The sequence below is a fragment of the Rhodococcus sp. IEGM 1408 genome, assembly GCF_033142235.1.
Classification (GTDB): Bacteria; Actinomycetota; Actinomycetes; order Mycobacteriales; family Mycobacteriaceae; genus Dietzia.
Genome location: NZ_JAWLRW010000001.1, coordinates 437821 through 462325, shown reverse-complemented (window position 1 = coordinate 462325; position 24505 = coordinate 437821). Strand labels below are relative to the sequence as shown.

At 70.0% G+C, this 24505-nt stretch carries 26 protein-coding genes; 14 read left to right on the top strand and 12 right to left on the bottom strand.

Annotation, left to right across the window (positions count from 1 at the left end):
• Nucleotides 1-11: 11 nt before the first annotated feature.
• On the bottom strand, nucleotides 12-866 hold the full coding sequence (locus R4P08_RS02195) for a hypothetical protein (RefSeq protein WP_317812108.1): 855 nt from the start codon (nucleotides 864-866) through the stop codon (nucleotides 12-14).
• A gap of 57 nt (nucleotides 867-923) precedes the next feature.
• Nucleotides 924-1793 carry an alpha/beta fold hydrolase gene (locus tag R4P08_RS02190; RefSeq protein WP_317812107.1) on the bottom strand — a complete coding sequence of 290 codons (870 nt, stop codon included), beginning with the start codon at nucleotides 1791-1793 and terminating at the stop codon, nucleotides 924-926.
• A gap of 389 nt (nucleotides 1794-2182) precedes the next feature.
• On the opposite strand from R4P08_RS02190, the gene R4P08_RS02185 reads away from it, so the two are divergent.
• Both R4P08_RS02185 and R4P08_RS02180 read left to right on the top strand, forming a co-directional pair.
• Nucleotides 2183-2794, top strand: coding sequence for an RBBP9/YdeN family alpha/beta hydrolase (locus R4P08_RS02185; protein WP_317812106.1), 612 nt, complete (start codon nucleotides 2183-2185; stop codon nucleotides 2792-2794).
• Complete coding sequence (locus tag R4P08_RS02180) at nucleotides 2791-3714, top strand: SDR family NAD(P)-dependent oxidoreductase (protein ID WP_317812105.1); 924 nt, start codon at nucleotides 2791-2793, stop codon at nucleotides 3712-3714. The genes R4P08_RS02185 and R4P08_RS02180 overlap by 4 nt, the downstream gene beginning before the upstream one ends.
• Nucleotides 3715-3808: 94 nt before the next feature.
• Here R4P08_RS02180 and R4P08_RS02175 read toward each other — a convergent pair whose 3' ends face one another.
• Together R4P08_RS02175 and R4P08_RS02170 are read right to left on the bottom strand one after the other, a co-directional pair.
• The gene (locus R4P08_RS02175) at nucleotides 3809-4657 is read right to left on the bottom strand and encodes a hydrolase (RefSeq protein ID WP_317812104.1); all 849 of its coding nucleotides are present in this window, start codon (nucleotides 4655-4657) and stop codon (nucleotides 3809-3811) included.
• On the bottom strand, nucleotides 4654-4836 hold the full coding sequence (locus tag R4P08_RS02170; protein WP_317812103.1) for a hypothetical protein: 183 nt from the start codon (nucleotides 4834-4836) through the stop codon (nucleotides 4654-4656). The genes R4P08_RS02175 and R4P08_RS02170 overlap by 4 nt, the downstream gene beginning before the upstream one ends.
• A 146-nt stretch (nucleotides 4837-4982) precedes the next feature.
• Here R4P08_RS02170 and R4P08_RS02165 point away from each other — a divergent pair, with 146 nt between their 5' ends.
• A complete protein-coding gene (locus R4P08_RS02165) occupies nucleotides 4983-5618 on the top strand; it encodes a GyrI-like domain-containing protein (protein WP_317812102.1) in 636 nt (211 codons plus the stop codon).
• Between the two features lie 27 nt (nucleotides 5619-5645).
• Here R4P08_RS02165 and R4P08_RS02160 read toward each other — a convergent pair whose 3' ends face one another.
• Nucleotides 5646-7076, bottom strand: coding sequence for a sugar porter family MFS transporter (locus tag R4P08_RS02160; protein ID WP_317812101.1), 1431 nt, complete (start codon nucleotides 7074-7076; stop codon nucleotides 5646-5648).
• Nucleotides 7077-7279: 203 nt separating this feature from the next.
• On the opposite strand from R4P08_RS02160, the gene R4P08_RS02155 reads away from it, so the two are divergent.
• Together R4P08_RS02155 and R4P08_RS02150 are read left to right on the top strand one after the other, a co-directional pair.
• A complete protein-coding gene (locus tag R4P08_RS02155; RefSeq protein ID WP_317812100.1) occupies nucleotides 7280-7654 on the top strand; it encodes a nuclear transport factor 2 family protein in 375 nt (124 codons plus the stop codon).
• A 32-nt stretch (nucleotides 7655-7686) separates the two neighbouring features.
• Nucleotides 7687-7968 carry an Lrp/AsnC ligand binding domain-containing protein gene (locus R4P08_RS02150; RefSeq protein ID WP_317812099.1) on the top strand — a complete coding sequence of 94 codons (282 nt, stop codon included), beginning with the start codon at nucleotides 7687-7689 and terminating at the stop codon, nucleotides 7966-7968.
• Nucleotides 7969-8021: 53 nt separating this feature from the next.
• Here the strand turns inward: R4P08_RS02150 and R4P08_RS02145 are convergent, their stop codons facing one another.
• The 3 genes from R4P08_RS02145 to R4P08_RS02135 all read right to left on the bottom strand — a co-directional run bounded on the left by R4P08_RS02145 (nucleotide 8022) and on the right by R4P08_RS02135 (nucleotide 10345).
• The gene (locus R4P08_RS02145; RefSeq protein ID WP_317812098.1) at nucleotides 8022-9086 is read right to left on the bottom strand and encodes a 2-dehydropantoate 2-reductase; all 1065 of its coding nucleotides are present in this window, start codon (nucleotides 9084-9086) and stop codon (nucleotides 8022-8024) included.
• A 72-nt stretch (nucleotides 9087-9158) separates the two neighbouring features.
• On the bottom strand, nucleotides 9159-9833 hold the full coding sequence (locus R4P08_RS02140; protein ID WP_317812097.1) for an SDR family oxidoreductase: 675 nt from the start codon (nucleotides 9831-9833) through the stop codon (nucleotides 9159-9161).
• Between the two features lie 50 nt (nucleotides 9834-9883).
• Complete coding sequence (locus R4P08_RS02135) at nucleotides 9884-10345, bottom strand: MarR family transcriptional regulator (protein ID WP_317812096.1); 462 nt, start codon at nucleotides 10343-10345, stop codon at nucleotides 9884-9886.
• Between the two features lie 111 nt (nucleotides 10346-10456).
• Between R4P08_RS02135 and R4P08_RS02130 the strand changes: the two genes are divergently transcribed.
• From R4P08_RS02130 to R4P08_RS02105, 6 genes are all read left to right on the top strand, one after another.
• Nucleotides 10457-11269 (top strand): alpha/beta hydrolase, encoded by an 813-nt coding sequence (locus tag R4P08_RS02130; protein ID WP_317812095.1) that lies wholly within the window; start codon nucleotides 10457-10459, stop codon nucleotides 11267-11269.
• 310 nt (nucleotides 11270-11579) lie between these two features.
• The gene (locus R4P08_RS02125) at nucleotides 11580-12635 is read left to right on the top strand and encodes a sn-glycerol-3-phosphate ABC transporter ATP-binding protein UgpC (protein WP_317812094.1); all 1056 of its coding nucleotides are present in this window, start codon (nucleotides 11580-11582) and stop codon (nucleotides 12633-12635) included.
• Nucleotides 12636-12894: 259 nt separating this feature from the next.
• Entirely contained in the window at nucleotides 12895-14157 is a 1263-nt protein-coding gene (locus tag R4P08_RS02120) for an ABC transporter substrate-binding protein (RefSeq protein ID WP_317812093.1), read from the top strand.
• Between the two features lie 132 nt (nucleotides 14158-14289).
• The gene (locus R4P08_RS02115) at nucleotides 14290-15279 is read left to right on the top strand and encodes a sugar ABC transporter permease (RefSeq protein WP_317812092.1); all 990 of its coding nucleotides are present in this window, start codon (nucleotides 14290-14292) and stop codon (nucleotides 15277-15279) included.
• Between the two features lie 146 nt (nucleotides 15280-15425).
• A complete protein-coding gene (locus R4P08_RS02110) occupies nucleotides 15426-16238 on the top strand; it encodes a carbohydrate ABC transporter permease (protein WP_317812248.1) in 813 nt (270 codons plus the stop codon).
• 6 nt (nucleotides 16239-16244) lie between these two features.
• On the top strand, nucleotides 16245-16469 hold the full coding sequence (locus R4P08_RS02105; protein WP_317812091.1) for a hypothetical protein: 225 nt from the start codon (nucleotides 16245-16247) through the stop codon (nucleotides 16467-16469).
• A 21-nt stretch (nucleotides 16470-16490) separates the two neighbouring features.
• On the opposite strand, the gene R4P08_RS02100 is transcribed toward R4P08_RS02105, so the two are convergent.
• From R4P08_RS02100 to R4P08_RS02090, 3 genes are all read right to left on the bottom strand, one after another.
• Nucleotides 16491-17291, bottom strand: a complete 801-nt coding sequence (locus tag R4P08_RS02100; protein WP_317812090.1) for an LLM class F420-dependent oxidoreductase — start codon at nucleotides 17289-17291, stop codon at nucleotides 16491-16493.
• Nucleotides 17292-17428: 137 nt separating this feature from the next.
• Complete coding sequence (locus R4P08_RS02095) at nucleotides 17429-17908, bottom strand: GXWXG domain-containing protein (protein ID WP_317812089.1); 480 nt, start codon at nucleotides 17906-17908, stop codon at nucleotides 17429-17431.
• Complete coding sequence (locus R4P08_RS02090) at nucleotides 17905-19047, bottom strand: acyl-CoA dehydrogenase family protein (protein WP_317812088.1); 1143 nt, start codon at nucleotides 19045-19047, stop codon at nucleotides 17905-17907. Before R4P08_RS02090 ends, R4P08_RS02095 begins: the two co-directional genes overlap by 4 nt.
• Nucleotides 19048-19161: 114 nt before the next feature.
• On the opposite strand from R4P08_RS02090, the gene R4P08_RS02085 reads away from it, so the two are divergent.
• From R4P08_RS02085 to R4P08_RS02075, 3 genes are read left to right on the top strand one after another with little or no spacing between them, the layout of a single operon-like run.
• Nucleotides 19162-20658, top strand: coding sequence for an aldehyde dehydrogenase family protein (locus R4P08_RS02085; RefSeq protein ID WP_317812087.1), 1497 nt, complete (start codon nucleotides 19162-19164; stop codon nucleotides 20656-20658).
• 6 nt (nucleotides 20659-20664) lie between these two features.
• Nucleotides 20665-21765, top strand: coding sequence for an oxygenase MpaB family protein (locus R4P08_RS02080; protein ID WP_317812086.1), 1101 nt, complete (start codon nucleotides 20665-20667; stop codon nucleotides 21763-21765).
• Nucleotides 21762-22979 carry an oxygenase MpaB family protein gene (locus tag R4P08_RS02075; RefSeq protein WP_317812085.1) on the top strand — a complete coding sequence of 406 codons (1218 nt, stop codon included), beginning with the start codon at nucleotides 21762-21764 and terminating at the stop codon, nucleotides 22977-22979. The genes R4P08_RS02080 and R4P08_RS02075 overlap by 4 nt, the downstream gene beginning before the upstream one ends.
• A 90-nt stretch (nucleotides 22980-23069) precedes the next feature.
• Here the strand turns inward: R4P08_RS02075 and R4P08_RS02070 are convergent, their stop codons facing one another.
• Nucleotides 23070-24374 (bottom strand): TetR/AcrR family transcriptional regulator, encoded by a 1305-nt coding sequence (locus R4P08_RS02070; protein WP_317812084.1) that lies wholly within the window; start codon nucleotides 24372-24374, stop codon nucleotides 23070-23072.
• Nucleotides 24375-24505 lie beyond the last annotated feature (131 nt).

Genomic DNA, 24505 nt, shown 5'->3' with positions numbered 1-24505 from the left:
GCGGGCGGGGCTCAGCCCTGCGTCAGCCGGAGGGCCGGTTGACCGGTGAACGGGGAGGTCTCGACGCTGGTGACCAGCGGCTGCGGCCCGCCCACCTCGAGGGACTGCCCGGCCTGGAACACGGTCCCGGAGCCCAGCGAGTACGCCACCAGATCGCACATCTGCCCGAACGCCGCGCCCGGGGGCCCATCGATGTCGAGCCGTTCGAGGTCCAGCCGACCGAAGCGGCCGAGCCCGCTGGTGTACACGCACGAGGTGGTCTCGGACTGCATGCCCGCCCGCACCCCCACGAGCGCGGGGACGGGCAGCGGGCTCCCGGTGACGAGATCCCGGTACGGGCCGGCCGGCAGGGTGGTCGAGGCGCCGCCCACGCTCACCGCGATCGCGCCGGGCAGGGCGGTCAGCGCGGCGGTGACGGTGGCCACCGCGAGCTCGCACCTGAGCGTGTCGAGCCGGGGGTCCAGGTAGTCGGGTTCGGTCGGCTCGTCGTCGTCCCCTACCGGGCCGAGCCGGAAGGCGGCGACGACGACCTGGGACTGATGCGTGTCCACCACACCCTCCCGGCCGTTCCAGATGGCCAGGTTCGCGGTGAAACGTGACGCCTCGCCGCCGGCCACGGGCGCGTCGACCGGGGTGACGATGACCGTCGCGTCCTCGATGTACACGCCGGTGGCGGGGTCGTCATCCGTGCCGGGGTCGACCTCGTAGGAGCCCTCGAAGATCTCGGCGAGCAGCTCGCTGATCTCGCGGTGGCCGGGGGAGGGGCGGTCGAGGAGCAGGATCGCGACCGGGGTGCGCTTCCAGGACAGGTCCTCGCCCGTCTGCGGGTCGACGGCGGGCTGTTCCGGTTGCGGCGTCTCGCTCATGGCCCCGAGGTTAGCGGAGCCCCGGCCGCGCGCCGGATCCCTCTGGACCTCCGGGGGTCAGTTGAGCAGGAAGTCGATCACCAGGCGCTCGAACTTGTCCTTCTGCTCGATCATCGCCCAGTGCCCGCAGCGCGAGAACGCGTGGAGCTCGGCGCGGGGGAGCTGCCGGAACGCGAAGTGCGCCTGCTCGTAGGGGAGCATCCGGTCGTCGCGGCCCCAGATGAGCAGCGTCTCCTGACGGATCTGGGACGCGCGGGCGTAGAGCGGGGTGTGCGCGTTCTCGGGCTTGAGGATCGAGCCGAAGATGGCGTACATCCGCTCGACCGCGCCCGGGGCGGTGGCGGCCTCGGTCCGCGTGCGGATGAGCTCCTCGGAGACGACCTTCTTGTTGCCGACCATCGTGTCGACCCACGCGGCCATCGTCTTGTCGGAGGGATCGGCGAGGAAGTCGAACAGTCGCCGCGAGCCCTCGCTCGGCTCGGGCGCGAACAGTGGCGCGGCCAGGCCCCCGGGGCCCATGAGGGCCATCTTGCGGACGCGGCCCGGGTAGGCGAGCGCGGTCTCGCACGCCACGTTGCCGCCCATCGAGTTGCCGATGATGTCGACCTTCTCGATGCCCTTGGCCTCGCAGAACGCGTCGATCGCCTCGGCGGCGATCAGGGGGTAAGCCTTCTCCCACTCCAGGTCGGAGCTCTTACCGAAGCCCGGCATGTCCAGCAGGATGGTGTGGAAGCGGTCGGCGAAGACGGGGAAGTTGCCCGCGAAGTTGGACCACGCCGTGACGCCCGGGCCCGAACCGTGGAGGAACAGGACGGGAACCGTGCTCTCCGGCTCGGTGACGCTCTGCTCGCCCGCCTCGTGGAAGTGCAGCTCGAAGCGGCCGGCGGTGATGGTCTTGCTGGTGGACTCGAAGTCGAGAGCGCTCATGGGAGCCACGGTACTAGAACACGTTCTACAAGATCGAGTCTCGACGGAAATGACGACAGCCGCGCGGGGAGTCCCTGAACATCCCCGCGCGGCGTTGGCGAGGACGTTACCTGAAATCTCTCAGGTGACAAAGCAATAACGATTATGGGGTTGGGGAGATCGGTGATGCGACCCCCACAGGGCGCAGCCGCGAACGATAACGTTTTCGAAGTTGACGGGGTGTCCAGATAGCCATCCTGCCCGGGTCGATGGCGCGGAAGCGTCCGCCGGTCCCGCCGAGCACGGGAAACCCACTCAGGCGATCACCCCACCATCAGGCTGCTGCCTGGTCTAAAAGTGTCTTGGTGCCCGGTGACTACGCTCATGGCGGGAAGTAGCCACCGTCGGCGGTGTGGACACCGGCGTGGGGTTGCTCATCGACGAAGGGATCGACCGTCATCGCCACCACCACCGCACGTCGGGCCACGATCATCCACGGTTACGACGCCGCACCCGAGGACCATTGGTTCGGATGGCTCGCCGGACAGCTCGAGAGCCAAGGGATCCCCACCACGGTCCCCGCGCTTCCCGACTCCGGAGCGCCCGATCCAGAGGGATGGCTCGCCACGATCGGCGCCGCCGTGGGGACGCCGGACCGGGATTCGATCGTCGTCGCCCACAGCCTCGGGTGCCTCACGGTGTTGCGGCACCTGCACTCGCTGGCAGGGCCGTGGCGGCTGGGCACCCTCGTGCTGGTCGCCGGTTTCGTCGACCCGCTGCCCGAGCTCCCGCAGCTGGACGCCTATATCGGCGACGGGGTGGACGTGGAGGGGTGCGGTGCGCACCTCGACCGGGTGGTGGTCCTGCGGTCGGACAACGACCCCTTTGTCCCCGCCGGCCATACGGACCGGCTCGCCCGCGCGCTCGGTGCCTCGGCGCAGTGTGTCCCGGGAGCCGGGCACTTCATGGCATCCGACGGGTTCACCTCCCTCCCGCCGGTGCTCGTAGCGTGTTCCACGTGAAACCCGAGAGCATCGACCTCCCCGACCTCTCCGGCGAGACCTGGCTGGTCACGGGCGCGACCAACGGGGTCGGGCTGGAGACGGCCCGCGCGGCGTCCCGCCACGGGGCCCGCGTGATCCTCGCGGTCCGTGACACCACGCGAGGCGCGGAGGTGGCCGCCGAGCTGCCGGGTTCGGCGCGCGTGGTGGAACTCGACCTGGCGTCGCTGGACAGCGTGCGGCGGGCGGCCGGCGAACTGACAGGTGACGCGGCCGAGTCAATAGATGTGCTGGTCAACAACGCGGGGGCGATCACGCCCCGGCGCCGCGAGACCCCCGACGGCTCCGAGATGCTCCTCGGCGTCAACGTCCTGGGGCCGTTCCTCCTCACCAATCTCGTGCTGCCGCTCGTGCGCCGCCGCGTGGTGATCGTCGGCTCCAACGCCCACAAGGCCGCGACCTTCGACTTCGACGACCCGCACTTTCGCAATCCACACAGCCGGACATCGCACGGCCGCCGACGGCGGTGGACCCCCGCGGCGGCCTACGCCCAGTCCAAGCTCGGAGACATGCTCTGGGGGCTCGCGTTGGATCAGCGGTTGCGGGATGGCCGGGCGAAAGCCGGCCGGGCAGGCGTCGACGTGCAGCTCACCCACCCCGGGTGGGCGGCCACCGGGATCTCCAATGCCACAGGAAATGCCGTGCTCGACCGGCTCATCACCGGGGTGTGCTCGGTGTTCGCGCAGCCGGCAGCGCAGGCGGCGCTCACCACGATGTTCGCCGCCACGCGTCCACTGCCGCCGTGCAGCTACACCGGCCCGGACGCGATGCAGCACCTGCGGGGGATGCCGACGCTCATCGGCCGCAGCGCGGAGGCGTCGGACCCGGCGATCGCCGAGCGATTCTGGGAGTTGGCAGCTGCCACGACCGCCGCGCGCTGACATCATCGCCGGATGTGTTCACGAATCGGTGTTTCGTGTACATGTTCCGCGGACGTGTCGAAGGCGTGTACACGTCGGAATGGGGTTCCGACGGTCAAGTGAGGTGGTCGTACTCGCCTTCGACCCACGCCGCGTAGCGGTCGGCGGATCGCTGCACGGCGGCACGCGCATCGTGGGGGACGCAGCCGCCGAAGTTGCTGTAGATGCGGACGAAGTCGTATCGGGAGACGTGGTCGGCGATGCGACGCACCACCGCACCGGACAGCGGCATCCAGTTGGGGAACGAGCGCATGAACGTGACCCACTCCGGATCGGCTACCGAGCCGATGGTGTCGCCGGTGAACAGCACGCCCAGGCCGTCGGGCGCGGTCCAGTGGACCACCGCGCTTCCGGGGAAATGACCGCCGGGCTGGGAGGCCCGGACCCCCGGCACGATCTCGACCTCGTCGCCGTCGTGGCCCCCGCCCCACACCACGGTGTTGCGGGGGCGCAGACCCAGCCAGTGCTCGTCGGGGGCGGAGACGTAGACCGGGCAGTCGTCGAATGCCTGTGACCACAGCGACTGCACGCCGTACATGTGCGGGTGGGAGGCGATGATCGCCGCGAGTCCGCCCCAGCCGCGGACAGCGGCCACGGCCTCCTCGCTGATGTGGTTGGGTACCTCGACCAGGACGTTCCCGCGAGCGGTCCGGATGAGGGCGGGCCTCTGGCCGATGCCCGGACAGTTCTGGTGGACCAGACCGATCAGATCGGGCTCGCGCTCGGTGAACTCGAGCTGCGCGCCCCGCGACCGCGACTCGGCCGGGGTGGTCCAGCGCTGACCCCCGGCGGGTACGTACTGGCGCTCGTCCGCACAGATCGGACACACCTCGGGCAGCGGCTCCGCGCGCTCGACACCGCAGGTCGCGCACTGGGTGACCGTCCCGATGGCGCAGGAGGTCACGGCATGTCCCCCTCGATGTCGACGGGGTGCCAGGAACCACCGACCTCTACCTCGAGTACCCCGTCGGTGGGGCCGTCGGCGGCCTGGCGTGAGACGGCGGCCTCGAGCGCCTCCTGGGCGTTGTCGAATTCGCCGAGGTCGATTGTGCGGTCGGGGGTGCGGAGTCGGAAGGTCGACATGCCCCCGAGTGTCCTCGCCACGGCCCGCGGCCGCATCCGGCGCGGGCCACCTGAGCGGGCGGGCGCGCGGTAGGCCAGGCCCTTCCGATAGCACGCGGTCAGGAGCAGACTGGGCGCCAGCCTCATCGCTCGAGAGAGGAACCACCTTGTCGTCGTCACCGCAGTCATCCCAGTCCCCCGAGTCGCCTCGGCCACCAGCGCCGTCGCTCTCACCACCGTCCCCGGAGGCCGCTCCGGCCGGTTACCCCGACCTCGGCGCGGACCCGGTGGTCGGCGTGCGCTTGCTGGCCGCGGAGGCGGTCCCGACCGCCGTCGTCCGTGCCGCCAACGTGCGCATGGCCACGATCAGCGACTTTTTCGATGCCGCCTTCGGCAAGGCGTTCCCAGCGCTCTTCGCCACCGGGATGACGCCCGTCGCAGCGGCGTTCGCCCTGTACACCCGGATCACCGAGGGCGCGGAGGCCGAGGTGGACCTGGAGATCGGCTTCCCGTTGGGCACGCCGCTGCCCGACGGTTCGGGCGACGAGCAGGCGGACGACGGGCTACGGGTGGTGCCGTCCGAGCTCCCGGCCGGCGAGGTCGCCGTGACGAGTTACATCGGTCCCTACGACGGGCTCGGCGAAGCGTGGGGGAAGTTGATGGGCGAGATCCGCGCGATGGGCCGTGAACCGGCGGTTCCGTTCTGGGAGTCGTACGTGACCGAACCGTCGCCCGATATGGACCCCACCACCCTGCGCACCGACCTGTTCTGCGTGGTCGGCTATCCCGACGACGCGGCCTGACCCCGAAATCCTCTCATCGGAGAGCTCCTACATGTCCTCCAGCGTGCGGCCGGTGGTCTCCGGGATGAACTTGGCCACGAACAGCAGTGAGAGCAGCGCCGACACCGCGTAGAAGCCGTAGGTGAAGGTCAGGCTGAACTCCGCCATCGGCGGGAACGCCGTGGAGACGACGAAGTTCGCCAGCCACTGGGCGGCCGCCGCGAGGCCCAGCGCCGCGGAGCGGATGCGGTTGTTGAACATCTCGCCGAGCAGCACCCACACCGCCGGGCCCCAGGACATGCCGAAGAACACGACGAACCCGTTCGCGGCGATGAGCGCGATCAGTCCCTGGGTGTCGCCGAGCTGAGGGGCGAGCTCGCCGTCCGGGCCCGGTCCCATGGTGCTCGTACTGAACATCACGGACATCACGGCCAGCGAGATCGTCATGCCCACGGATCCGGTGATGAGCAACTTGCGGCGGCCGATCTTGTCGATGAGCGCGATCGCCACGATCGTCACCGCGATGTTGGTCACGGAGGTGATGACGGTCTGGGTGAGTGCGTCCTCCTCGGTGAAGCCGACCGACTGCCACAAGGTGGTGGAATAGTAGAAGATCACGTTGATACCCACGGCCTGCTGGAAGACCGACAGGACGACGCCGATCCACACGATGGGCAGCAGGTTGGTGCCGGACGGCGTGAGCAGGTCGCGCCAGGACCGCTTCCTGTCGTCGCGGACCGTCGCGTGGATCTCCCTGATCCGGTTGTCGATCCCGCCCTCCTGGATGGACCGGAGGACCTCGCGGGCCCGGTCGATCAACCCCTTGCCCACCAGGTAACGCGGTGACTCGGGGATGGTCAGCGCGAGTACCCCGTAGGTCACGGCGGGGATCACCTCCGCCCAGAACATCCAACGCCAGGCCTCGGCACCCAGCCACAGCTCCTCGATCGCGCCGCCGGCCACCCCGGCCAGCCACGCGTCGGACAGCAGCGCCACGAAGATGCCGGAGACGATCGCCAGTTGCTGGAGTGATCCCAGGCGCCCGCGGATCGCGGGTGGGGCGACCTCGGCGATGTACGCCGGCGCGATGACCGAGGCGGCGCCCACCCCGAGCCCGCCCACGATGCGCCAGACGATGAGATCCCAGGGGCCGAACGCGAGCCCGGACCCGATGGCGCTGGCGGTGAACAGCACCGACGCGAGGATCATCACGCGGGTGCGGCCCCATTTGTCGGCCAGGCGGCCGGCGAGATAGGCGCCGGCGATGCAGCCGAGCAGCGCCGAGGAGACGGCGAACCCGGTCAGCCCGGGGTTCATCCCGAACGACTCCTGGACGGCGTCGACGGCCCCGTTGATCACCGCGGTGTCGAAGCCGAAGAGGAAACCGCCGAGCGCGGCGACCATGGAGATGATCACCACCCGGCCGGTGTTGAAACTCTCTTCCTCGGGACTTCTGGCCGAGGTGTTCTGTGTGGACATGGCGTTCCCCGCTCCCGGGCCGGTCGGACGTCCTGCAGGTGGTGAGGGGAGCGTAAGCGCGTAACAGAAGTGACGCAAGTCACAAGGGGCGCGGCCTGTCTGCGCAGTACGCGCCCGCAGAACAAGAACACGTTCTACGCTCGAGACGTCTTGACATCATTCCGACTCGAGACGTCTTAACGTCATACCGAAAGGGCCCCGCCGTGAGTGCCTCCCCGGAGCAGATCCGTGCCACCGCAGATTCCTACGTCGCCGGGCTGATCGCCGGTGACCTGGAGGCGATCTCGGACCTCTACGCCGAGAACGCCACGGTGGAGGACCCCGTCGGCGGCGGCACCGTCCACGAGGGCAGAGCCGCGATCCGCGAGTTCTACTCGACCATCGTCGCGATGAAGATCGACGCCGAGGTGCTCGAGGCCCGAGTGTGCGGCAACGACCTGCTGTTCCACTTCGAGATCACCACGCACTTCGACGCCGACTCCAAGGCCACTATCGACGTCTGGGACCTCATGACCCACGACGAGCAGGGCAAGGTCGCCTCGATGCGCGCCTACTGGACCCCGGAGAACATGCGCTGACCCCGCCCGGGCGGCTGGACTAACCTGGGGCCATGATCACCGCCATCGTCTTCGTCCACGCCGAGACGGCGCGCATCCCCGAGGTCGCCGAGGCGATCGCCGAGATCAGCGGCGTCTCCGAGGTGTACTCGGTCACCGGGACCATCGACCTCATCGTGCTGGTGCGGGCCCGCCGCAACGAGGAGGTGGCCGACATCGTCTCCGACCAGCTCAACAAGGTGCCGGGAGTGGTGAACACCGAGACGCACATCGCGTTCCGGGCGCTGTCCAAGCACGACCTGGAAGCGGCGTTCTCCCTGGGCTACGACGACTGAGTCACTGACCATCGCGGTAGGACGACCGGGCCGGGTCGCCCGGGCGAGCCCGGTCAGGGCTGCCGCCGCGCCACCATCCGCGCACGGCGCCGTGCACCCGTGAGTTCCGCGAGCAGCGCCTCCCCGGTCCACCGCTGCCGGTCGTCGCCATCGCGCTCGGCATCGTGGACCAGTTCCACCACGCGCTCGCAGGCCGGCGCCTCCAGTCCGAGCTGCCGGGCCATCTTGACCACCTTGCCCTGGAGGACGGCGATCTCGGTGGGGCGGCCGCGGACCAGGTCGTCGTTCATCGACGAGGTCCCGTCGGCGTCGACCCGCACCACCGTCCTGGCCAGCTTTCGGAAAACCGGTGTGGGTAGCCGCATGACGGTCGGGAGCAGCCCGGCCGGGACCGCGAGGGGGACCCGTGGGACGACTCCGGCGGCGGTGAAGACCCGGTTGGCCTCGACCTGGCAGAGCGCGACGCAGCGCCGCAGGTCGTGGTCGAGCAGCTCGGCGCGCAGTGGGAGCCCGGACAGCGCCTGGACGGCGTTGTTAAGGTTCAGCAGGACCTTGCCGTGGAGCACGGCCTGGATGTCGTCGGTCGCCCGGATCGGGAAGCCGGCCTCCCGCATCACCTCGATGAGCGGGGCGGCCAGGGGATGCTCGGCGATCCGGATCTCGCCGGTGCTGGTCCGGCGGTAGGTGGCGGGTCCGGTCCGGACCACGTTGAAGGGGATCACCCCGGCGATGACGGGCGCCACGTCCACGCGATCGCGGATCAGGTCGGCCGAGTGGAGGCCGCTCTGCAGGCCCACCACCAGGGTGCCCGGCTGCAGGTACGGGTCGAACTCGGCGGTGGCCGCTGCGGTCGAGCCCGCCTTGGTGCACACGAGGACCACGTCCGAGCGGCGGACGGACTCCGGGGACCAGGCCAGCGTGAGCGCGTCTGCCGGCACCTGGAGGCGGTCGCCGTCGCCCGACTCCACGGTGAGGCCGACCGCGCGGATCGGATCCAGAACGTGGGGACGCCCGACGAGGGTCACGTCGGCGTGGCGGGCGAGCCGGCCGCCCAGGTAACAGCCGACCACGCCGGCACCGATCACGGTGATGCGCAGGGGGGAACCGGGGCTGGCCATAGTGGTGCTGAGGTTACGACACCTGACCACCCCGGGACACCGGATCAGGGAGCCGCCCGAACCTGTCAGGTGTCAGTGTGGGCGGGGCCTGAGGACGACCTCGGTGGGATGGGCGTCCGGGGCGGATTCGAGGGCGTGCCGGATCGCCGCGGCCACCGAATCGGGGGTGAGGTACGACGACGGATCGTAGGCCCGGCCCTCGCTGGCGACGATCGCGCGCTGCATGTCGGAATCCACCCGGCCGGGGTGGATCGAGGTGACGCGCAGTGCGGGTTCCTCGCCGCGGATCGTGTCCGTGACGGCGCGGAGCGCGAACTTGGAGGCGCTGTAGGAGCCCCAGCCGGGCTTGGCGGTGTTTCCGGCGCCCGAGTTGACGACGACGAGGTGGCCCCGGGCCGCGCGCAGCGCCGGGAGCAGGGCCCGGGTGAGCTCGACGACGGCGAGCACGTTCACCTCGAACGCGCGGCGCCACTGTGCGGGGTCGGACTCGTCGACCCGGCCGAGATCGGCGACCCCGGCACAGTGGACCAGCCCGTCGAGAGCGGTGACGCCGTCGGCGACCCGCGCCACCCCGTCGACCGTCGTCAGATCGGCGGTCACCACACGGGCGGACCGGCAGGACCGCGCGACGGCGGCCAGCGCATCGGTGTCCCGGCCCACCAGGACCAGGTCATGGCCGGTGTCCAGGGCCCGGGCCGTGGCCGCTCCGATTCCGCGGGAGGCGCCGGTGATGACGAGTGTGCTCATGTCCGCCCAGGCTAGACGGCCCGTGCGCGGCCCGGTGATGACAGCTCGGCTCAGCGCGGGTCGTCCGGTTGGTCGAACGCGTCCAGCAGCGCGTTGAGCGCGGGGACCGCGGCCGAGAGCATCTCCCGGTGTTCGGGGGTCAGCCGCGACAGGTGTTCGGCGAAGTCATGATCACGGGCCTCGAGCACCTGGTCGATCCGCGTTCGGCCGAGGTCGGTGAGGCTCACGCAGACGCCGCGGCGGTCGACCTCGTCGGGCCGGCGCTCCACGTATCCCATGCTCTCGATGACGTTCACCGAGTTGCTGGTGGTGGGCACCCGGACGTTCTCCATCCGGGCCAGGTCACTCATACGCAGCCGGCCGTGACACGCCAGTGTGTAGAGGATCGAGGTCTGCGCGCGGCTCAGCGCGTACTGCGTGTTCTGTCGCCGGACCAGCAGGTCCAGCCTCAGAAGGATGGGACGGAACTCCGTCGCCAGTCCGTGTCGGTTCTTGGTTGTCGTTGTTTCCATGTGTTGCCCCCTGACGCACGCACGTGCCCCCCACGGCTGCGTGATGAAAATATAAGCACATTCTCTTCCGTGCGTGGGGCGTCCTCTCGGGCTGTGGTGAACACTGGGCGCATGGCTCTGCATCACCGCATCACCGGTTCGGGACCGACCGTCATCCTCATCCACGGCGTCTGTCACCGCGCCCACGCCTGGGACGCGATCGTGCCACTCCTCGCGGACCGGTTCCGCGTGGTGGTGGTGGACCTGCCCGGGCACGGGGAATCGGCGATGCTCCCCGACGCCGGGGACGTGCTCGAGCACATGACCGGCGAGCTCGTCGACCTCATCTCGGCGGTCGTCCCGGACGGCGAGCGACCGCACGTCGCGGGCAACTCACTGGGCGGCTTTCTCGCGCTGGAGCTGGGGGCCCGCGGGCTGGCGAGCAGCGTCACGGCGCTCTCTCCCGCCGGGTTCTTCCGGTCGCACGCCGAGTGGCGCTACACCATGACCGTGTTCAGCGGGCTCCGCCGGGCGGCCGGCTCGCTCGGCCGTCACCTCCCGGTGGTGTCGGAGAGGGCGGCGGGCCGCGCGGTGATGATGGCGGTGTTCTGCGCCCGTCCGTGGCGCTACCCGGCCGAGGCGGCCGCGATCGACAGTGCGGCGATCGTGAGCAACACGGTGCTCGACCGCGCGGACCGCGGAACCTTCCTCTTCTCCGCGCCGGTGGACGAGGAGCTACCGATCACCATCCGGTGGGGCCGGTTCGACCTCGTGCTCCCGGTGCGGCAGGCCAAGGCCGCCGCGCGACTATTCCCGCAGGCCCGCGTGGAGATCACCGCCGACGGTCACGTGCCGATGTCGGACGACCCGGAGGGCGTGGCGGCCTCCATCGCGGCGTGCGCGGAGCGCGGACTGGTGTACGCGGGGTCGCCGACCCGGGTCTGATCCCGGGTCGGCGCCCCGTCACCTCGCCCGGCCGCTTCGCCCGGCCGCTTCGCCCGGCCGCTTCGCCCGGCCGCTTCGCCCGGCCGCTTCGCCCGGCCCCGTGAGCGGCGAGTCCGCCATCCGGCCAGTGAGACGGGTTTCTCGACGGTGACGGCGTCCTCCTCCCGGGTGATGCCGGGAGAAGAGGAACGCAGGGCGAGGTACGGACAACGGCCGGTGAACACCGATCCCCGCACGCTACAGTCGTCGTGTTGTCCCTCTATCTCGGATCGTCCGGCACGTTCCTGCCGGTGAAGGGAAAGATCTCTCCATGGCTGCCGTGACCTTTGAGAACGTGTCCATCATCTACCCCGGCGCGGCGCGCCGGAGCGTGGACCGACTCGACCTGGAGATCGCCGACGGCGAGTTCCTGGTCCTGGTCGGGCCGTCGGGCTGCGGCAAGTCCACGACGCTCCGCGCTCTCGCGGGGCTCGAGGACGTGGCGGCCGGGCGCATCCTGATCGGCGACTCCGACGTCACCGGCACCGAGCCCAAGGACCGGGACATCGCGATGGTGTTCCAGAACTACGCGCTGTACCCGCACTACACCGTCCGCGAGAACATGGGCTTCGCCCTCAAGCTGGCCAAGGCGTCCAAGACGGAGATCGCCGAGCGGGTGGACCACGCGGCCGCGATGCTCGACCTGTCGGAGTTCCTCGACCGCAAGCCCAAGGAACTCTCCGGCGGCCAGCGGCAGCGCGTGGCCATGGGCCGGGCGATCGTCCGGAACCCGCAGGTCTTCCTCATGGACGAGCCGCTGTCCAACCTGGACGCCAAGCTCCGCGTGGCCACCCGTGCCCAGATCGCCAAGCTGCAACGTGACCTGCGCACCACCATGATCTACGTGACGCACGACCAGGTGGAGGCCATGACCATGGGCGACCGGGTCGCCGTACTCAAGGACGGGAGCCTGCAGCAGGTCGACACGCCTCGCGAGCTCTACAACAACCCGGTCAACGCCTTCGTCGCCGGTTTCATCGGCTCGCCCTCGATGAACCTGTTCGAGGCGCCCGTCGCCGACGGCAGGGTGGACCTCGAGGGCTTCCGGGAGACCGTTCCGTCCGGGGCCGGGTCGAGGGTCACCGTGGGTGTGCGCCCGGAACACCTCCGGCTCGCCACGGACGGGCGCGGTCTCCGGGTGACCGTGGACCTCGTCGAGGAGCTGGGAGCCGACAGCTACCTGCACTGCTCCACCGACGACGGGCACCCGGTGGTCTACCGCGCGGAGTCCAGCGATCACCCGCGCAAGGGCGAGGCCATGCACCTGGCGGCGCTCGACGGTGAGGTGCGCTTCTTCGACACGGAATACGGGCTCCGGCTGCGGTAGCGGGCGTGCCGGACCGGACACAACATCTGTTGTTGCTACTGTGTCCCATGTGACCTATCTCTCGCCGGTCTGGGCGGGCGGGAGTGAGGGGTTCCGGCGATGCGACCGCAGGTGGTCCGGCGCCACGACCCTGACGTGGGTTACGCTCAGCAGGTCTTCAGTGAGACCTGCGTCACAACTGGCCCGGAATCACTGACCACCGGTCCACGCCGGTGGGAGTCGAGACACGACAGCGAGACACAACAGTAGGAGAGAGCGCATGGCCGTTCACGGCAGGTTCCTCAAGGCGGCGGCGGCCGCGTCCATCCTCGCGGTGGTATCCGCGGGTTGTTCCTCCGGAGAGGACAGCGGGCAGGCGGAGGGTGGTACCTCCGGCGTCGGCCCGATCACCTTCGCGATGGGCAAGAACGACACCGACAAGCTCCGCCCGGTGATCGAGCAGTGGAACGCGGAGAACCCCGACCAGGTGGTGACCCTCCACGAGCTCGCCGGCGAGGCCGACGCCCAGCGCGACACGCTGGTCCAGTCCCTCCAGACCGAGAGCGGCGAGTACGACGCGTTCGCGCTCGACGTCACCGACACCGCGTACTTCGCCGCCAACAACTGGCTGCAGCCCATCGAGGGTGAGACCGAGGTGGACACCAGCGGGCTGATCGAGGCCGCCGTCGACTCGGCCACCTACAACGGCAAGCTCTACGCCGTGCCGCAGAACACCAACGCGCAGCTCCTCTACTACCGCACGGACCTCCAGCCGGAGGCCCCCGCCAACTGGGGCGCCCTGGTCGAGTCCTGTGGCGCCGCCGCCGAGGCCGCGATCGATTGCCTGAACCTGCAGCTCAAGCAGTACGAGGGTCTGAGCGTGGCCGCCACCCAGTTCATCAACAGCTGGGGCGGCCAGGTCGTCGACGCCGACGGCAAGACCCCCACTCTCGACACCCCGGAGGCCAACGCCGGTCTCGCCGCACTGGTCGACGCGTACAAGAGCGACGTGGTGGCCATGAAGTCGGACGGCTTCACGGAGGAGGAGACCGCGCAGTCCTTCCTCGGTGGACGCACCATGTACGCCTACAACTGGCCGTACATGTACGAGTCGGGACAGACCGATCCCACCTCGACGGTCCAGGGCAAGTTCAACGTCGCCCCGATCGTCGGTCCTGACGGGCCGGGCAAGTCCACGCTCGGCGGGTACAACAACGCGATCAACGTGTTCTCCGAGAACAAGGCCACCGTCAAGGCGTTCCTCGAGTTCGTCATCTCCGAGGACGTCCAGATGGGCTTCGCACAGGAGTCGTTCCCGCCGGTCCTGTCCTCGATCTACGACGATGAGGCGCTCCAGCAGGAGTTCCCGTACATGACGGCCCTCAAGGCGGCCCTCGAGAACGCGGAGCCGCGCCCGGTCACGCCGTTCTACCCGGCGGTCTCCAAGGCGATCCAGGACAACACGTTCGCCGCGCTGAAGGACCAGAAGAGTGTCGAGCAGGCCCTCTCCGACATGAGCGCCGCGATCCAACAGGCTCAGTGACACCAGTCTCCGGACCTGTAGTTTTTGACACGGTAGGTTTCTGACACAGCGCCGATGGGCCCCGGGTGGCATCCCCGGGGCCCATCGGCGGCCGTGGCCCGGGTGGGCGAGAATCGGCGAGGAGCTGCAGCGATGACGACGATCGAGAAGTCCCCGGCCCCATTGGTCCAGAAGAGGTTCGACTGGCGGCCGATCTGGATGGTGGGCCCCGCGCTCGTCATCCTCGCGGTGGTGATCGGCTACCCGATCGTCCGCGCGCTCTACCTGTCGTTCATGGCGGACCGCGGACTGGACCCCGCCACGGGCATGTTCTCCGCCGGCGGGTTCGCCGGAATCCAGCACTACCTCTACTGGCTCACGCAGGCGTGCCCCGCACCGGGCGGCGACGGCACCGTCACCTGCCCTCCGGGCGTCTCGGCAACCGACTTCTGGCCCGCCATGGGCAACACCGCGCTCTTCACCGTCACCACGGTCTCGCTCGAGACCCTGCTCGGCTTCGCGATGGCCGTGGTCATGGGCAAGAGCATCTGGGGCCGCTCGCTCCTGCGCGCTGCCGTGCTGGTCCCGTGGGCGATCCCCACCGCGGTGACCGCCAAGCTGTGGGCGTTCATCTTCGCCGACCAGGGGATCGCCAACAAGCTGCTCGGGGCCGACATCGCCTGGACCACCGACCCGTTCTACGCCCGTATCGCGATCATCGTCGCGGACACCTGGAAGACCGCGCCGTTCATGGCGCTGCTCATCCTCGCGGGGCTGCAGATGATCCCGGGTGACGTCTACGAGGCGGCCCGGGTCGACGGGGCGACCCGCTGGCAGCAGCTCACCAGGATCACCCTCCCGCTGGTCCGGCCCGCCCTCATGGTGGCGATACTATTCCGTACGCTCGACGCGCTGCGCATGTACGACCTGCCCGTGATCCTGGTGTCGGCCAACTCCAACTCGCCCACGGCGACGGTGTCGATGCTGGTGGTCAACGAGATGAGGATGGGCAACTTCAACAGCGCCTCCGCGATCTCGACGCTGGTGTTCCTGCTGATCTTCGCCGTCGCGTTTGTCATGGTGAAGTTCCTCGGCGCCAACGTCGTCGAGGACCGCACCGGCAAGAAAGAGGAGATCCGGTGACTCACCGAGTGCCTGAACCGACCGGCTCGTCCGCAGAGTCGCCGACCGCCGCGTCGCCGAACACCTCGTCGTCGTCGAGATCGGGCGCGCACGATCCCACCAACAACGACGACCTCCGCGCGCCCCGCAAGCCCCTCGGCCGCACGATCGGCACCTACCTCGGGGCGGTGCTCATCCTGATCTGGGGACTGGCGCCGTTCTACTGGATGCTCGTCACGGCGTTCCGCGACAACCGGTTCGCGTTCTCGGCCAACCCGCTACCGTCCAACCTCACCCTGGACAACTTCAGCGAGGCGCTGTCCACGTCGACCGGCAACGATTTCCTGGGCGCGATCGTCAACTCGCTGATCATCGGCGCGGTCACCACGGCGGTCGCCCTGATCTTCGGCGTGTTCACGGCCTACGCGCTCGCCCGCGTGGACTTCCGCGGCAAGTTCCTGGTCACGGGCATCATCCTGGCGGCGTCCATGTTCCCCGGCGTCGCGCTGGTGACCCCGCTGTTCCAGCTGTTCACCGACATCGGCTGGATCGGCACCTACCAGGCGCTCATCATCCCGAACATCTCGTTCGCGCTACCGCTGACCATCTACACGCTGACCTCCTTCTTCAACGACCTGCCGTGGGAGCTGGAGGAGGCCGCGCGCGTGGACGGCGCCACCCGCGGGCAGGCGTTCATCAAGATCATCCTGCCGCTCGCCGCGCCGGCGCTGTTCACCACGGCGATCCTGGCGTTCATCATCACCTGGAACGAATTCCTGCTCTCCCAGCAGCTCTCCACCTCCGCGACCGAGCCGGTGACGGTGGCGATCGCGCGCTTCGCCGGCGTCAACCCCTACACCCCGCCGTACGCGGCGATCATGGCCGCGGGCGCGCTCGTCACGGTCCCGCTGGTGGTCATGGTGCTGATCTTCCAGCGACGCATCGTCTCCGGCCTCACCGCCGGCGGCCTCAAGAGCTGACCCGTCGTGGCACTGAGCGGTGGCGACGCGCTGGGCACCCGGCAGCGGTTGGAGGTCTTGGGCGGGTTCGTGGGGTTCTTCACCGTGCTCGCGCTGATCAACGCGGTGGGGCTGATCGCGGTCGGCCGGCCGTCGATGCTGGCCTCGTTGGTGTTGGTGCTGATGCTCGCGGCGTCCTGGTACACCTTCCGCGTCTGGCGCCGCGCCGATCGCGCGGTGAACCGCAGCTGAGCCCGGCCGGCCGGCCCGAGGTCAGCGCCCGTCGCGCCAGGCCACCAGCGACTCGACCAGGTCGAGCGGGTAGTCGGGTCCGTTGAGGCCGACGGTGAACAGCGTGACGCCCTCGGCGTGCAGCTCCTCCGCCATCCGACGCGCGTCGTCGGGGGAGGAGGCGCCGCCGACCTCGGTGGAGCGCTCGATCTCGCCGGGGTCGCGCCCGATGTCCGCACAGTGCCGCGCGAGCACCGAGGACTTGTGGCGATAGGTCTCCACGTCCACGAACGAGTGCCAGATGTCGGCGTGCCGGGCCACGTGCTTGAGGGTCTTCTTCTCGCCGCCGCCGCCGAGGAGCACGGGGATGTCCCGCGTCGGCGCCGGGGTGAGCTTGGCAAAGCGCTGTTCGATGCGCTCGAGCGACGTCCCGAGTTCGTCCAGCCGGGAGCCCTTGGTGCCGAAGTCGTAGCCGTACTCGGTGTAGTCGCGCTCGAACCAGCCGCTGCCCAGGCCCAGGATCAGGCGGCCGCCCGAGATGTGGTCCACGGTGCGGGCCATGTCCGCCAGCAGCTCGGGATTGCGGTAGGTGTTGCAGGTGACCAGGGCGCCGATCTCCACGCGCTCGGTCTGCTCGGCCCAGGCGGCGAGCATGGTCCAGCACTCGAAGTGGGCGCCGTCGGGATCGCCGTAGAGCGGGAAGAAGTGATCCCAGTTGAAGACGATGTCCACGCCCGCGTCCTCGGATCGGCGGACGGCGTCGCGGATCAGGCCGTAGTCGGGGGAGTGCTGCGGCTGGAGTTGGACGGCGATGCGGACCGGGCGCTCAGGGGTCGAAGTCATCCGCCCAGTGTGGGGCCTGAAGGCGTTCCCCGCACCCGCAACCCCACCCCGTCTGGCGGACATCTGGTGCGTGAAAGTCGACATTTCTCGCCTCAGATGTCCGCCAGCTTCGGGAGCGGCGTGGACGGCGGGCCAGGTCAGCGCTCGCGCTCGAGGACAAACCAGAAATGCTGGCCCTCGTGGACCGTGCCGCGGCCGTTCATCACCGCCAGGAGGGTGGTGGGGCGACCGTCACCGCCGGTGTCGACGACGACGAAGTGGTCGATCACCGGCAGCCGGTCGTAGACCATGGACGCGCACGGGCGGCCGCGGAACGAGACCTCCCACAGCGATGCCCCGCCCCCGCCGGTCGCGGAGGTGTCCGGCACGACCGCCCCCGAGTCGTCGGTGACGAGGATCGGGTCCACCTTCCGGGGATCGGACAGATCCTTGCCCCACCAGCGCATCTGGCCGAGCATCGCGAACATCGGGTGCCCGGTGTCCAGTCCGGTTCCCCGCCAGCGACTGCCGGCGACGTCGTCGACCCGCGCCGGCGTCAGTGAATCCCAGAGCGCGGACACCCGCTCCGGCGGCACCGCGTCGAGCGCGCGGAGCTCGGCGAGCTCGGCGGCGCTCACAACCCGTAGGTCTTCCCGATGATGTCGCGCTGGACCTCGTTGGTGCCGCCGTAGATGGTCGACACCACGGCCTGGCGAACCAGGCGCTCCATTCCGTACTCGGTGGCGTAGCCGTAGCCGCCCATGGACTGCATGCACTCCAGGGTGACGCGCTTGCTCAGCTCGGAGGCCTTGAGCTTGGCCATGGAGGCCTCACGCGGGAACAGTGCCGCGGGGTCGGACTCGTCGACCTTCTTGGCCACGGCGTAGACCAGCAGGCGGGTGGCCTCGATCTCGGTGGCCAGGTCGGCCATGCGGTGGCGGATGACCTGGAAGGTACCGACGGGTCGGCCGAACTGCTCGCGTTCCTTGATGAAGGTCAGGCAGTCGTCAAAGGCGCGCTGGGCCACGCCGAGCTGCATGGCGGCCAGGATGAGGCGCTCGGTGTTGAGGCCGGTCATGAGCTGCTTCCAGCCGCCCCCGACCTCGCCGATCACCGAGTCCGCGGGCAGGCGCACGTCGGTGAAGTACAGGTCGTTGACCTCCTTGCCGCCCATGGTCTCGATGCCGGTGATCTGCAGTCCCTCGATGTCGGCGGGCACATCGAACATGGTGATGCCCTCGTGCTTCTTGCCCGAGGAGTCGGTGCGGGCCACCAGGAGGATGCGGTCGGCGAAGTGGGCGTTGGAGCACCAGGTCTTCTGGCCGTTGATCACCCAGTCGTCGCCCACGCGCTCGGCTTTGCAGCGCAGCGCCGCGACGTCGGATCCGGCGCCGGGCTCGGACATGGAGATGGACAGCGTGCCGCCGTTGACCACCAGGTCGAGGGCGCGCCTGCGCTGTTCCTCGGTGCCGAACTTCTGGTACGCCGCCGCGGTGATGAGGGTGGGGCCGATGCCGCCGATGGGGGCGAGGCCGCGCAGGGAGTGCTCGAGCAGCAGGCAGAGCTCGACGGCTCCGGCGGCGGACCCGCCGTACTCCTCGGGGACGGTCAGCCCCAGCCAGCCGAGCTCGGCCATCTTGGCGTAGATCTCAGGCGAATGCGTGCCGCCCTCCGTGGTGAGCTCACGCCGCTTCTCGACGCCGCCGACTTCGCGGGCGCAGAAATCGTCGATGGATTTCGCGAAGTCTCGCTGCTCTTCGGTGAGGATGTCGAACACGTCTGGCCTCGGGTTTCTGTGCGTGGGTGTCGGGAGCGGGCAGTGTGGACTACTGTGTTCCGTATCACGCTACGGTACATCAGATATATGTGATCTAAAACGAGAGGACCTCAGATGACGACGACCGAACCCCACAAGACCGGACCCACCTTCGCGAGCCTGGACCCGCGCGACGGCACCGTCCTCGCGGAGTACCCGATCGCCGGACCCGAGGAGGTGGCGCTCGCCGTCGAACGTGCCCGCGCCGCCGCCCGCTGGTGGGCCGCGCAGGGGCCGCGCGGCCGGAAGCAGTGGCTGCTCGAGTACAAGCGCGCCATCTCCTCCCGCGCGGAGGAACTGGCCTCGCTCATCTCCGCGGAGACCGGTAAGCCGGACGAGGACGCGACCCTCGAGGTCCTGCTCACCGTGAGCCACCTGGAGTGGGCGGCCAAGAACGCCGACAAGGTGCTGCGTCGCCGCGCCGTCTCCGCCGGCCTGCTGATGAGCAACCAGGCGGCCTACGTCGAGTACCAGCCCTACGGCGTCGTCGGCGCGATCGGTCCCTGGAACTATCCCGCCTTCACCCCGATGGGCACCCTCTCCTACGCCATGGCCGCCGGCAACGCGGTGGTGTTCAAGCCCAGTGAGCTCACGCCCGGCGTCGGGGTCTGGTTGGCCGAGGTGTGGGACTCGCTCGGCGCCTCGCAGCCGCTCTTCCAGACCATCACCGGCGACGGCGCGACCGGCAACGCGCTGTGCAAGGCGGGAGTGAACAAACTGGCGTTTACCGGGTCGCCCGCGACGGCTCGCAAGGTCATGGCCGCCTGCGCGGAGACGCTGACCCCCGTCGTCATCGAGGGCGGCGGCAAGGACGCGTTCCTCGTGGACTCCGACGCCGACCTGGATTCGGCGGTGGACCAGGCGGTCTTCGGTGCCATGGGCAACGCCGGGCAGACCTGCGCGGGCGTCGAGCGGATCTACGTCCACCAGGACGTCCGGGACGCGTTCGTCCACAAGTTCACGGCCAAGGTCCGGGCGCTGACGCCGGGCACCTCCGTGACCTCCAGCTACGGGCCCATGACCTTGCCGGCGCAGGTGGACATCGTCCGCCGGCACGTCAAGGACGCGCTGGCCCGGGGCGGCAAGGCCGTCCTCGGCGGCGAGGAGTCGGTCGGGGACCGGCTGGTCGAGCCGGTCGTGCTGGTCGACGTCCCGGAGGATTCCACGGCGGTCACGGAGGAGACGTTCGGCCCCACCGTGGTCATCAACTCGGTCGTGGACCTGGAGGAGGCCGTCGAGAAGGCCAACGCCAGCAGCTACGGTCTCGGCGGTGCGATCTTCACCGGCGACCGCAAGCGGGGACTGGCCCTGGCCGGCACGCTCGACGTGGGCATGGTGTCGGTCAACTCGTTCCTCGCCTTCGCCGGCATCCCCTCGCTGCCGTTCGGCGGCTCGGGCGATTCGGGCTTCGGCCGGATCCACGGCGCCGACGGGCTGCGCGAGTTCGCGCGCCCCAAGGCCATCACCGCACAGAAGTTCGCGGCCCCTCTCAACCTCATGACCATGACCCGCAAGCCACGGGACATCAAGGTGGTCAAGTGGATGCTGGCCAATGTGCAGGGAAAGCTGTGAGCTGAGATGACCGCCACCGCGTCCAGGAGCACAGCGTCGGGGGAGACCCCGGAGAAGACGACGACGAGGCCCGCAGCCGCCGGGCAGCGCACGGTCCCCGGGGTCTTCGGGTCGATCCCGGCCGAGCTGGTCGCGGATGCCGCCGTGGAGCACCCGCTCACGGCCGGGGTCCCGCGGCGGCCCGGCCGCTGGTACTGGCGGGACCTCATCGCGACCCTCGACCCGGTGGCCGATGCCGCGGAGATCCACCGGATCACCTCCTCCTACGAGTTCCCGTGGGACTACCAACGGGCGCTGGAGCTGGCGCTGTACCGCACCTATTGCATCCCGTCGGTGTCGGCGGTCCTGGAGGCGGCCGGGCAGTTCCGCGACCACCCGCAGAAGCGGTACGACGACACCGCGCTGCTCATGGTCGAACTGGTGGAGCACGGTTACGACTCGCCGCGCGGCAAGGAGGCGCTGCGGGTGATCAACCGCCAGCACGCGCGGTACGACATCACCAACGACGACATGCTGTACGTGCTGTCGACGTTCATCTACGAACCGCTCGAGTGGATCGACGCGAACGGCTGGCGGCGCCTGCACCCCAACGAGCGACTGGCGGCGTTCCACTTCTACCGCGCGGTCGGCGAGCGGATGAAGATCACCGGCATCCCCGGGGACATCGGCGAGTTCCGGCGCTGGCGGGACGACTACGAGGCCCGCACCATGCGCTACGACCGCACCAATGAGCTGATCGGCACCTACACGCTGGACCTCATGTGCTCGTGGTATCCCGAGGCGGTTCGGCCGGTGGTCCGCAGGGCGGTGGTCTCGCTGATCGACGACGACATGACCCGCGCCTTCGGCTTCCCTCGGCAGCCTCCGGTGTTCCGAGCGGCCGCCTATGCGGCGCTGCGGGCTCGGTCGAAGGTGGTGCGCTGGCTGCCGGTCCGTCGCCGCGAACTCGGCTCCCGCGGGACCGAGAACAAGACCTACCCGGGGTATCCGGTCGGGTACCGGCCCGCCGACCTGGGGGCCTGTCCCATCCAACCCCGCGACCGGGTGGCCGGCTGCCCGGTCGCCCACGGGCCGGACGGCAGCCCGAGCGGAGGGGTCGTCGCATGACCGTCGGCGCCGCCCCCGCCCGGCCGATCGGGGCGCCGACCCGCTTCGCCGCCGACGAACGGTGGGGGCGTAGGGCCGCACTCCTGCTGCGGCCGTTCGCGGACGTGCGTTCCGGTCCCACGCCCGCCGAGCGGGAGCGGATCTCGCGGGCGCTCATGTCCGGCGACCCGGTGGCCGACGATCTCCTGGACGCGATCAGCCGGGGCGACACCTCCATGGCGAACGTCCGCGAAGCAGTGGACGCCTGCGTAGCGGGTGAGCCAGGTCCCGCCGGGGAGCCGGCTGAGGTCGCCGAGTTCGTCCGGTCGGTCGCCCACATCCCCGCCTGGCTGGACCCCGACCTCGCCGCCCGGGGTGCCCGGGTGTGCCTGCGCGCCGGGCTGACCGGGCAGGACGTGCTCGGGGATCTGGCGCTTCTCGGCGGCTACCGGCCGGCGGCAACGACGGAGGTCCTCGCCTCGACAGGCCGGCTCACCGGGGAGGGGACCGCCACCCGGGTCGCGGAGACCATGGCCTGGTGGCACGCGGTCGCGGTACCCGACGGCTGGCGCCCGGGTAGCCCGGGCTGGGAGACGACCGTGCACGTGCGGCTCATGCACGCGCGGGTCAACCGGGCGATGCTCGCCAAGGGCTGGGATGTGGAGGCCAAGGGGCTGCCCATCAACCAGGCGGACATGGCCGCGACCAACGGGTTGTTCTCGGCGACCTTCCTGCTGGGCACGCTCGTGCTGGGGATCCCGCACTCGCCCTCGGACGCCCGGGCCGTCATGCATCTGTGGCGCTGGATGGGCCACGTCATGGGTGTCGACGAGGACTTTCTCCACGACCGCCCGCGGCGGGGCCTGCGCGACATGTACCACTTCCTGCGCACCTCGCCGCCGCCCGATGCCAATTCCGCGGTGCTCGCCACATCGCTTCTCGAGTCCTACGGGCTGACCGACTTCCCGCGGTTCCCTCGCGTCCGTCGTGGGCTGGACGTGGCCAGACACAAGAGCACCGCCACCTATCTCAACGGCGTCGCCGGCATGCGCGAGCTCGGTCAGCGGCCGACGCTGCCCTGGTATCCGGCTCTCCTGATCCCGATGAACCTCGCAAGCCACGGGGCCGCGGCGGTGTCCCCGCGGGTGCGCACTGCGCTGGAGCGTCGCGGTGATCAGCGGATCCGCCGGCAGATCGTCCGGTACTCGCGCCGGACGGTCGCCCCCCTGGCCTGAGGCCCAATCGGCTGGCCCCGGCCCGGCCCGGCCCGGCCCGGCCCGGCCCGGCCCGGCCCGGCCCGGCCCGGCCGTCGTCCGACGCGGGCGTCAGCGGGGGAGCAGAGCGATCCGGGCGAGTTCGCCGAACCGGACCGCCGCCGCGGGATGGAATCCCGTGGCCTGCCCGCCGTCGATCACCACCGCCAGTGCTGCGTGGACACGGATGAGCGCCGTCGCGTGGTCCCGGTCCTGGTCCGGGTCCCGGCCCTCTCCGCGGCCGGTGCCGTGCCCGGCCCCACTCCCGGCCGCGCTGAGGACCAGGCCCGCCCAACGGTCGAGCTGGCGCCGTTGTGCGCGGCGGATCCGTCGTCTGTCGTCGGGGTTCAACGTCCCGAGCTCGGAGTGGTACAGCATCAGCTCGGGCCCGTGGGAGAACGCGATGTCGACGTACTGGCCGAGCAGACCGGCCAGAACCTCGGCGGGGTCGGCCCCGGAGCTGTGGAGAGCCGCGTGGCGATCGAGGAGGTCCCCGACCAGCGCGCCAGTGCGGTCGACGGCGGCGGTGAGTAGCGCCGACTTGCCGGGGAAGTGCCGGTACAGAGCGGATGCCGCCACACCCACGTCGGCACCGATCGCCTCCATCGTCACGTCGTCGTAGCCCGAGGAGTGGAAACGCGCGATCGCCGCGGTGATCGCGCCCTCCCGGGTCGCCGCACCGCCGCGCAACCGCTGTCGCGGCTCGTCAGCCGGCGGTGTCGCCGGGGTCGGGTTCGCCCCCGGACCTGAGCGCGGGCCCGGGATGGATGCCGCCAGGTCGGTGGCGATCGACGTCATCAGCCGCACGACCGCCTCGGGGTCGGTCACGACGATCCGGTGGTGCCCGAGCGAGGCGATGCAGGCGAGGATGGCCCCGGCCGCCGACATCGCGCCGGCGCCACCGGGGGCGCCGCCATCGGGCCCGAGCGGCCGAGCCCGCTCGGATCCCCGGCGGTCACGGACAGCTGCGGCCACCCGCTGCCGCACCCGGGAGTCCGCCGCGACGATCACCGCCCGGTCCGCCGGTGCGAGGTATCGCGCCTGCCAGCGGTACAGCGCGGCGCGGGACCGGTGGGTCAGCGTGGTCCGCGTGACCGAGGCGACCAGCTGATCGAGGTCTCCCGCCCCGGCCGTCGCGGCCTCGAGTTCGCCCATCAGCGTCGCGACCGCGTCCCGGAACATCTCGTACTTACCGGGCACGTAGCGGTACAGCGCTCCGGGCGTCACGTCGAGGCGGTCCGCGATGTGTTCCACGCGGGTCGCGTGGTACCCGCGCCGCGTGAACTCCTCGGCGGCGACCAGCGCGATCTCCGCACGTCGGGACTCCGGACGCGGTGCGTCCAGGGTCGGCGCGGGTGGTTCTGGGAGTGACGTCATGACCTCGCCGGTTCGGAATGGCGGATAGGAAGTGTGATCTTGACAACAGCAGTTACAGTGGCGATAGTAAACCTGAATTCACAGATATATGTGATCGAATCCGCGCGGGTGGGTCTCGAATCGGTCGTCAC

What these genes read in the sequence shown, in the direction of transcription:
- R4P08_RS02195 (WP_317812108.1), bottom strand. Translation starts at nt 866, where the DNA reads ATGAGCGAGACGCCGCAACCGGAACAGCCCGCCGTCGACCCGCAGACG.
- R4P08_RS02190 (WP_317812107.1), bottom strand. Translation starts at nt 1,793, where the DNA reads ATGAGCGCTCTCGACTTCGAGTCCACCAGCAAGACCATCACCGCCGGC.
- R4P08_RS02170 (WP_317812103.1), bottom strand. Translation starts at nt 4,836, where the DNA reads ATGTCGACCTTCCGACTCCGCACCCCCGACCGCACAATCGACCTCGGC.
- R4P08_RS02160 (WP_317812101.1), bottom strand. Translation starts at nt 7,076, where the DNA reads ATGTCCACACAGAACACCTCGGCCAGAAGTCCCGAGGAAGAGAGTTTC.
- R4P08_RS02150 (WP_317812099.1), top strand. Translation starts at nt 7,687, where the DNA reads ATGATCACCGCCATCGTCTTCGTCCACGCCGAGACGGCGCGCATCCCC.
- R4P08_RS02145 (WP_317812098.1), bottom strand. Translation starts at nt 9,086, where the DNA reads ATGGCCAGCCCCGGTTCCCCCCTGCGCATCACCGTGATCGGTGCCGGC.
- R4P08_RS02140 (WP_317812097.1), bottom strand. Translation starts at nt 9,833, where the DNA reads ATGAGCACACTCGTCATCACCGGCGCCTCCCGCGGAATCGGAGCGGCC.
- R4P08_RS02135 (WP_317812096.1), bottom strand. Translation starts at nt 10,345, where the DNA reads ATGGAAACAACGACAACCAAGAACCGACACGGACTGGCGACGGAGTTC.
- R4P08_RS02130 (WP_317812095.1), top strand. Translation starts at nt 10,457, where the DNA reads ATGGCTCTGCATCACCGCATCACCGGTTCGGGACCGACCGTCATCCTC.
- R4P08_RS02125 (WP_317812094.1), top strand. Translation starts at nt 11,580, where the DNA reads ATGGCTGCCGTGACCTTTGAGAACGTGTCCATCATCTACCCCGGCGCG.
- R4P08_RS02120 (WP_317812093.1), top strand. Translation starts at nt 12,895, where the DNA reads ATGGCCGTTCACGGCAGGTTCCTCAAGGCGGCGGCGGCCGCGTCCATC.
- R4P08_RS02115 (WP_317812092.1), top strand. Translation starts at nt 14,290, where the DNA reads ATGACGACGATCGAGAAGTCCCCGGCCCCATTGGTCCAGAAGAGGTTC.
- R4P08_RS02100 (WP_317812090.1), bottom strand. Translation starts at nt 17,291, where the DNA reads ATGACTTCGACCCCTGAGCGCCCGGTCCGCATCGCCGTCCAACTCCAG.
- R4P08_RS02085 (WP_317812087.1), top strand. Translation starts at nt 19,162, where the DNA reads ATGACGACGACCGAACCCCACAAGACCGGACCCACCTTCGCGAGCCTG.
- R4P08_RS02080 (WP_317812086.1), top strand. Translation starts at nt 20,665, where the DNA reads ATGACCGCCACCGCGTCCAGGAGCACAGCGTCGGGGGAGACCCCGGAG.
- R4P08_RS02075 (WP_317812085.1), top strand. Translation starts at nt 21,762, where the DNA reads ATGACCGTCGGCGCCGCCCCCGCCCGGCCGATCGGGGCGCCGACCCGC.
- R4P08_RS02070 (WP_317812084.1), bottom strand. Translation starts at nt 24,374, where the DNA reads ATGACGTCACTCCCAGAACCACCCGCGCCGACCCTGGACGCACCGCGT.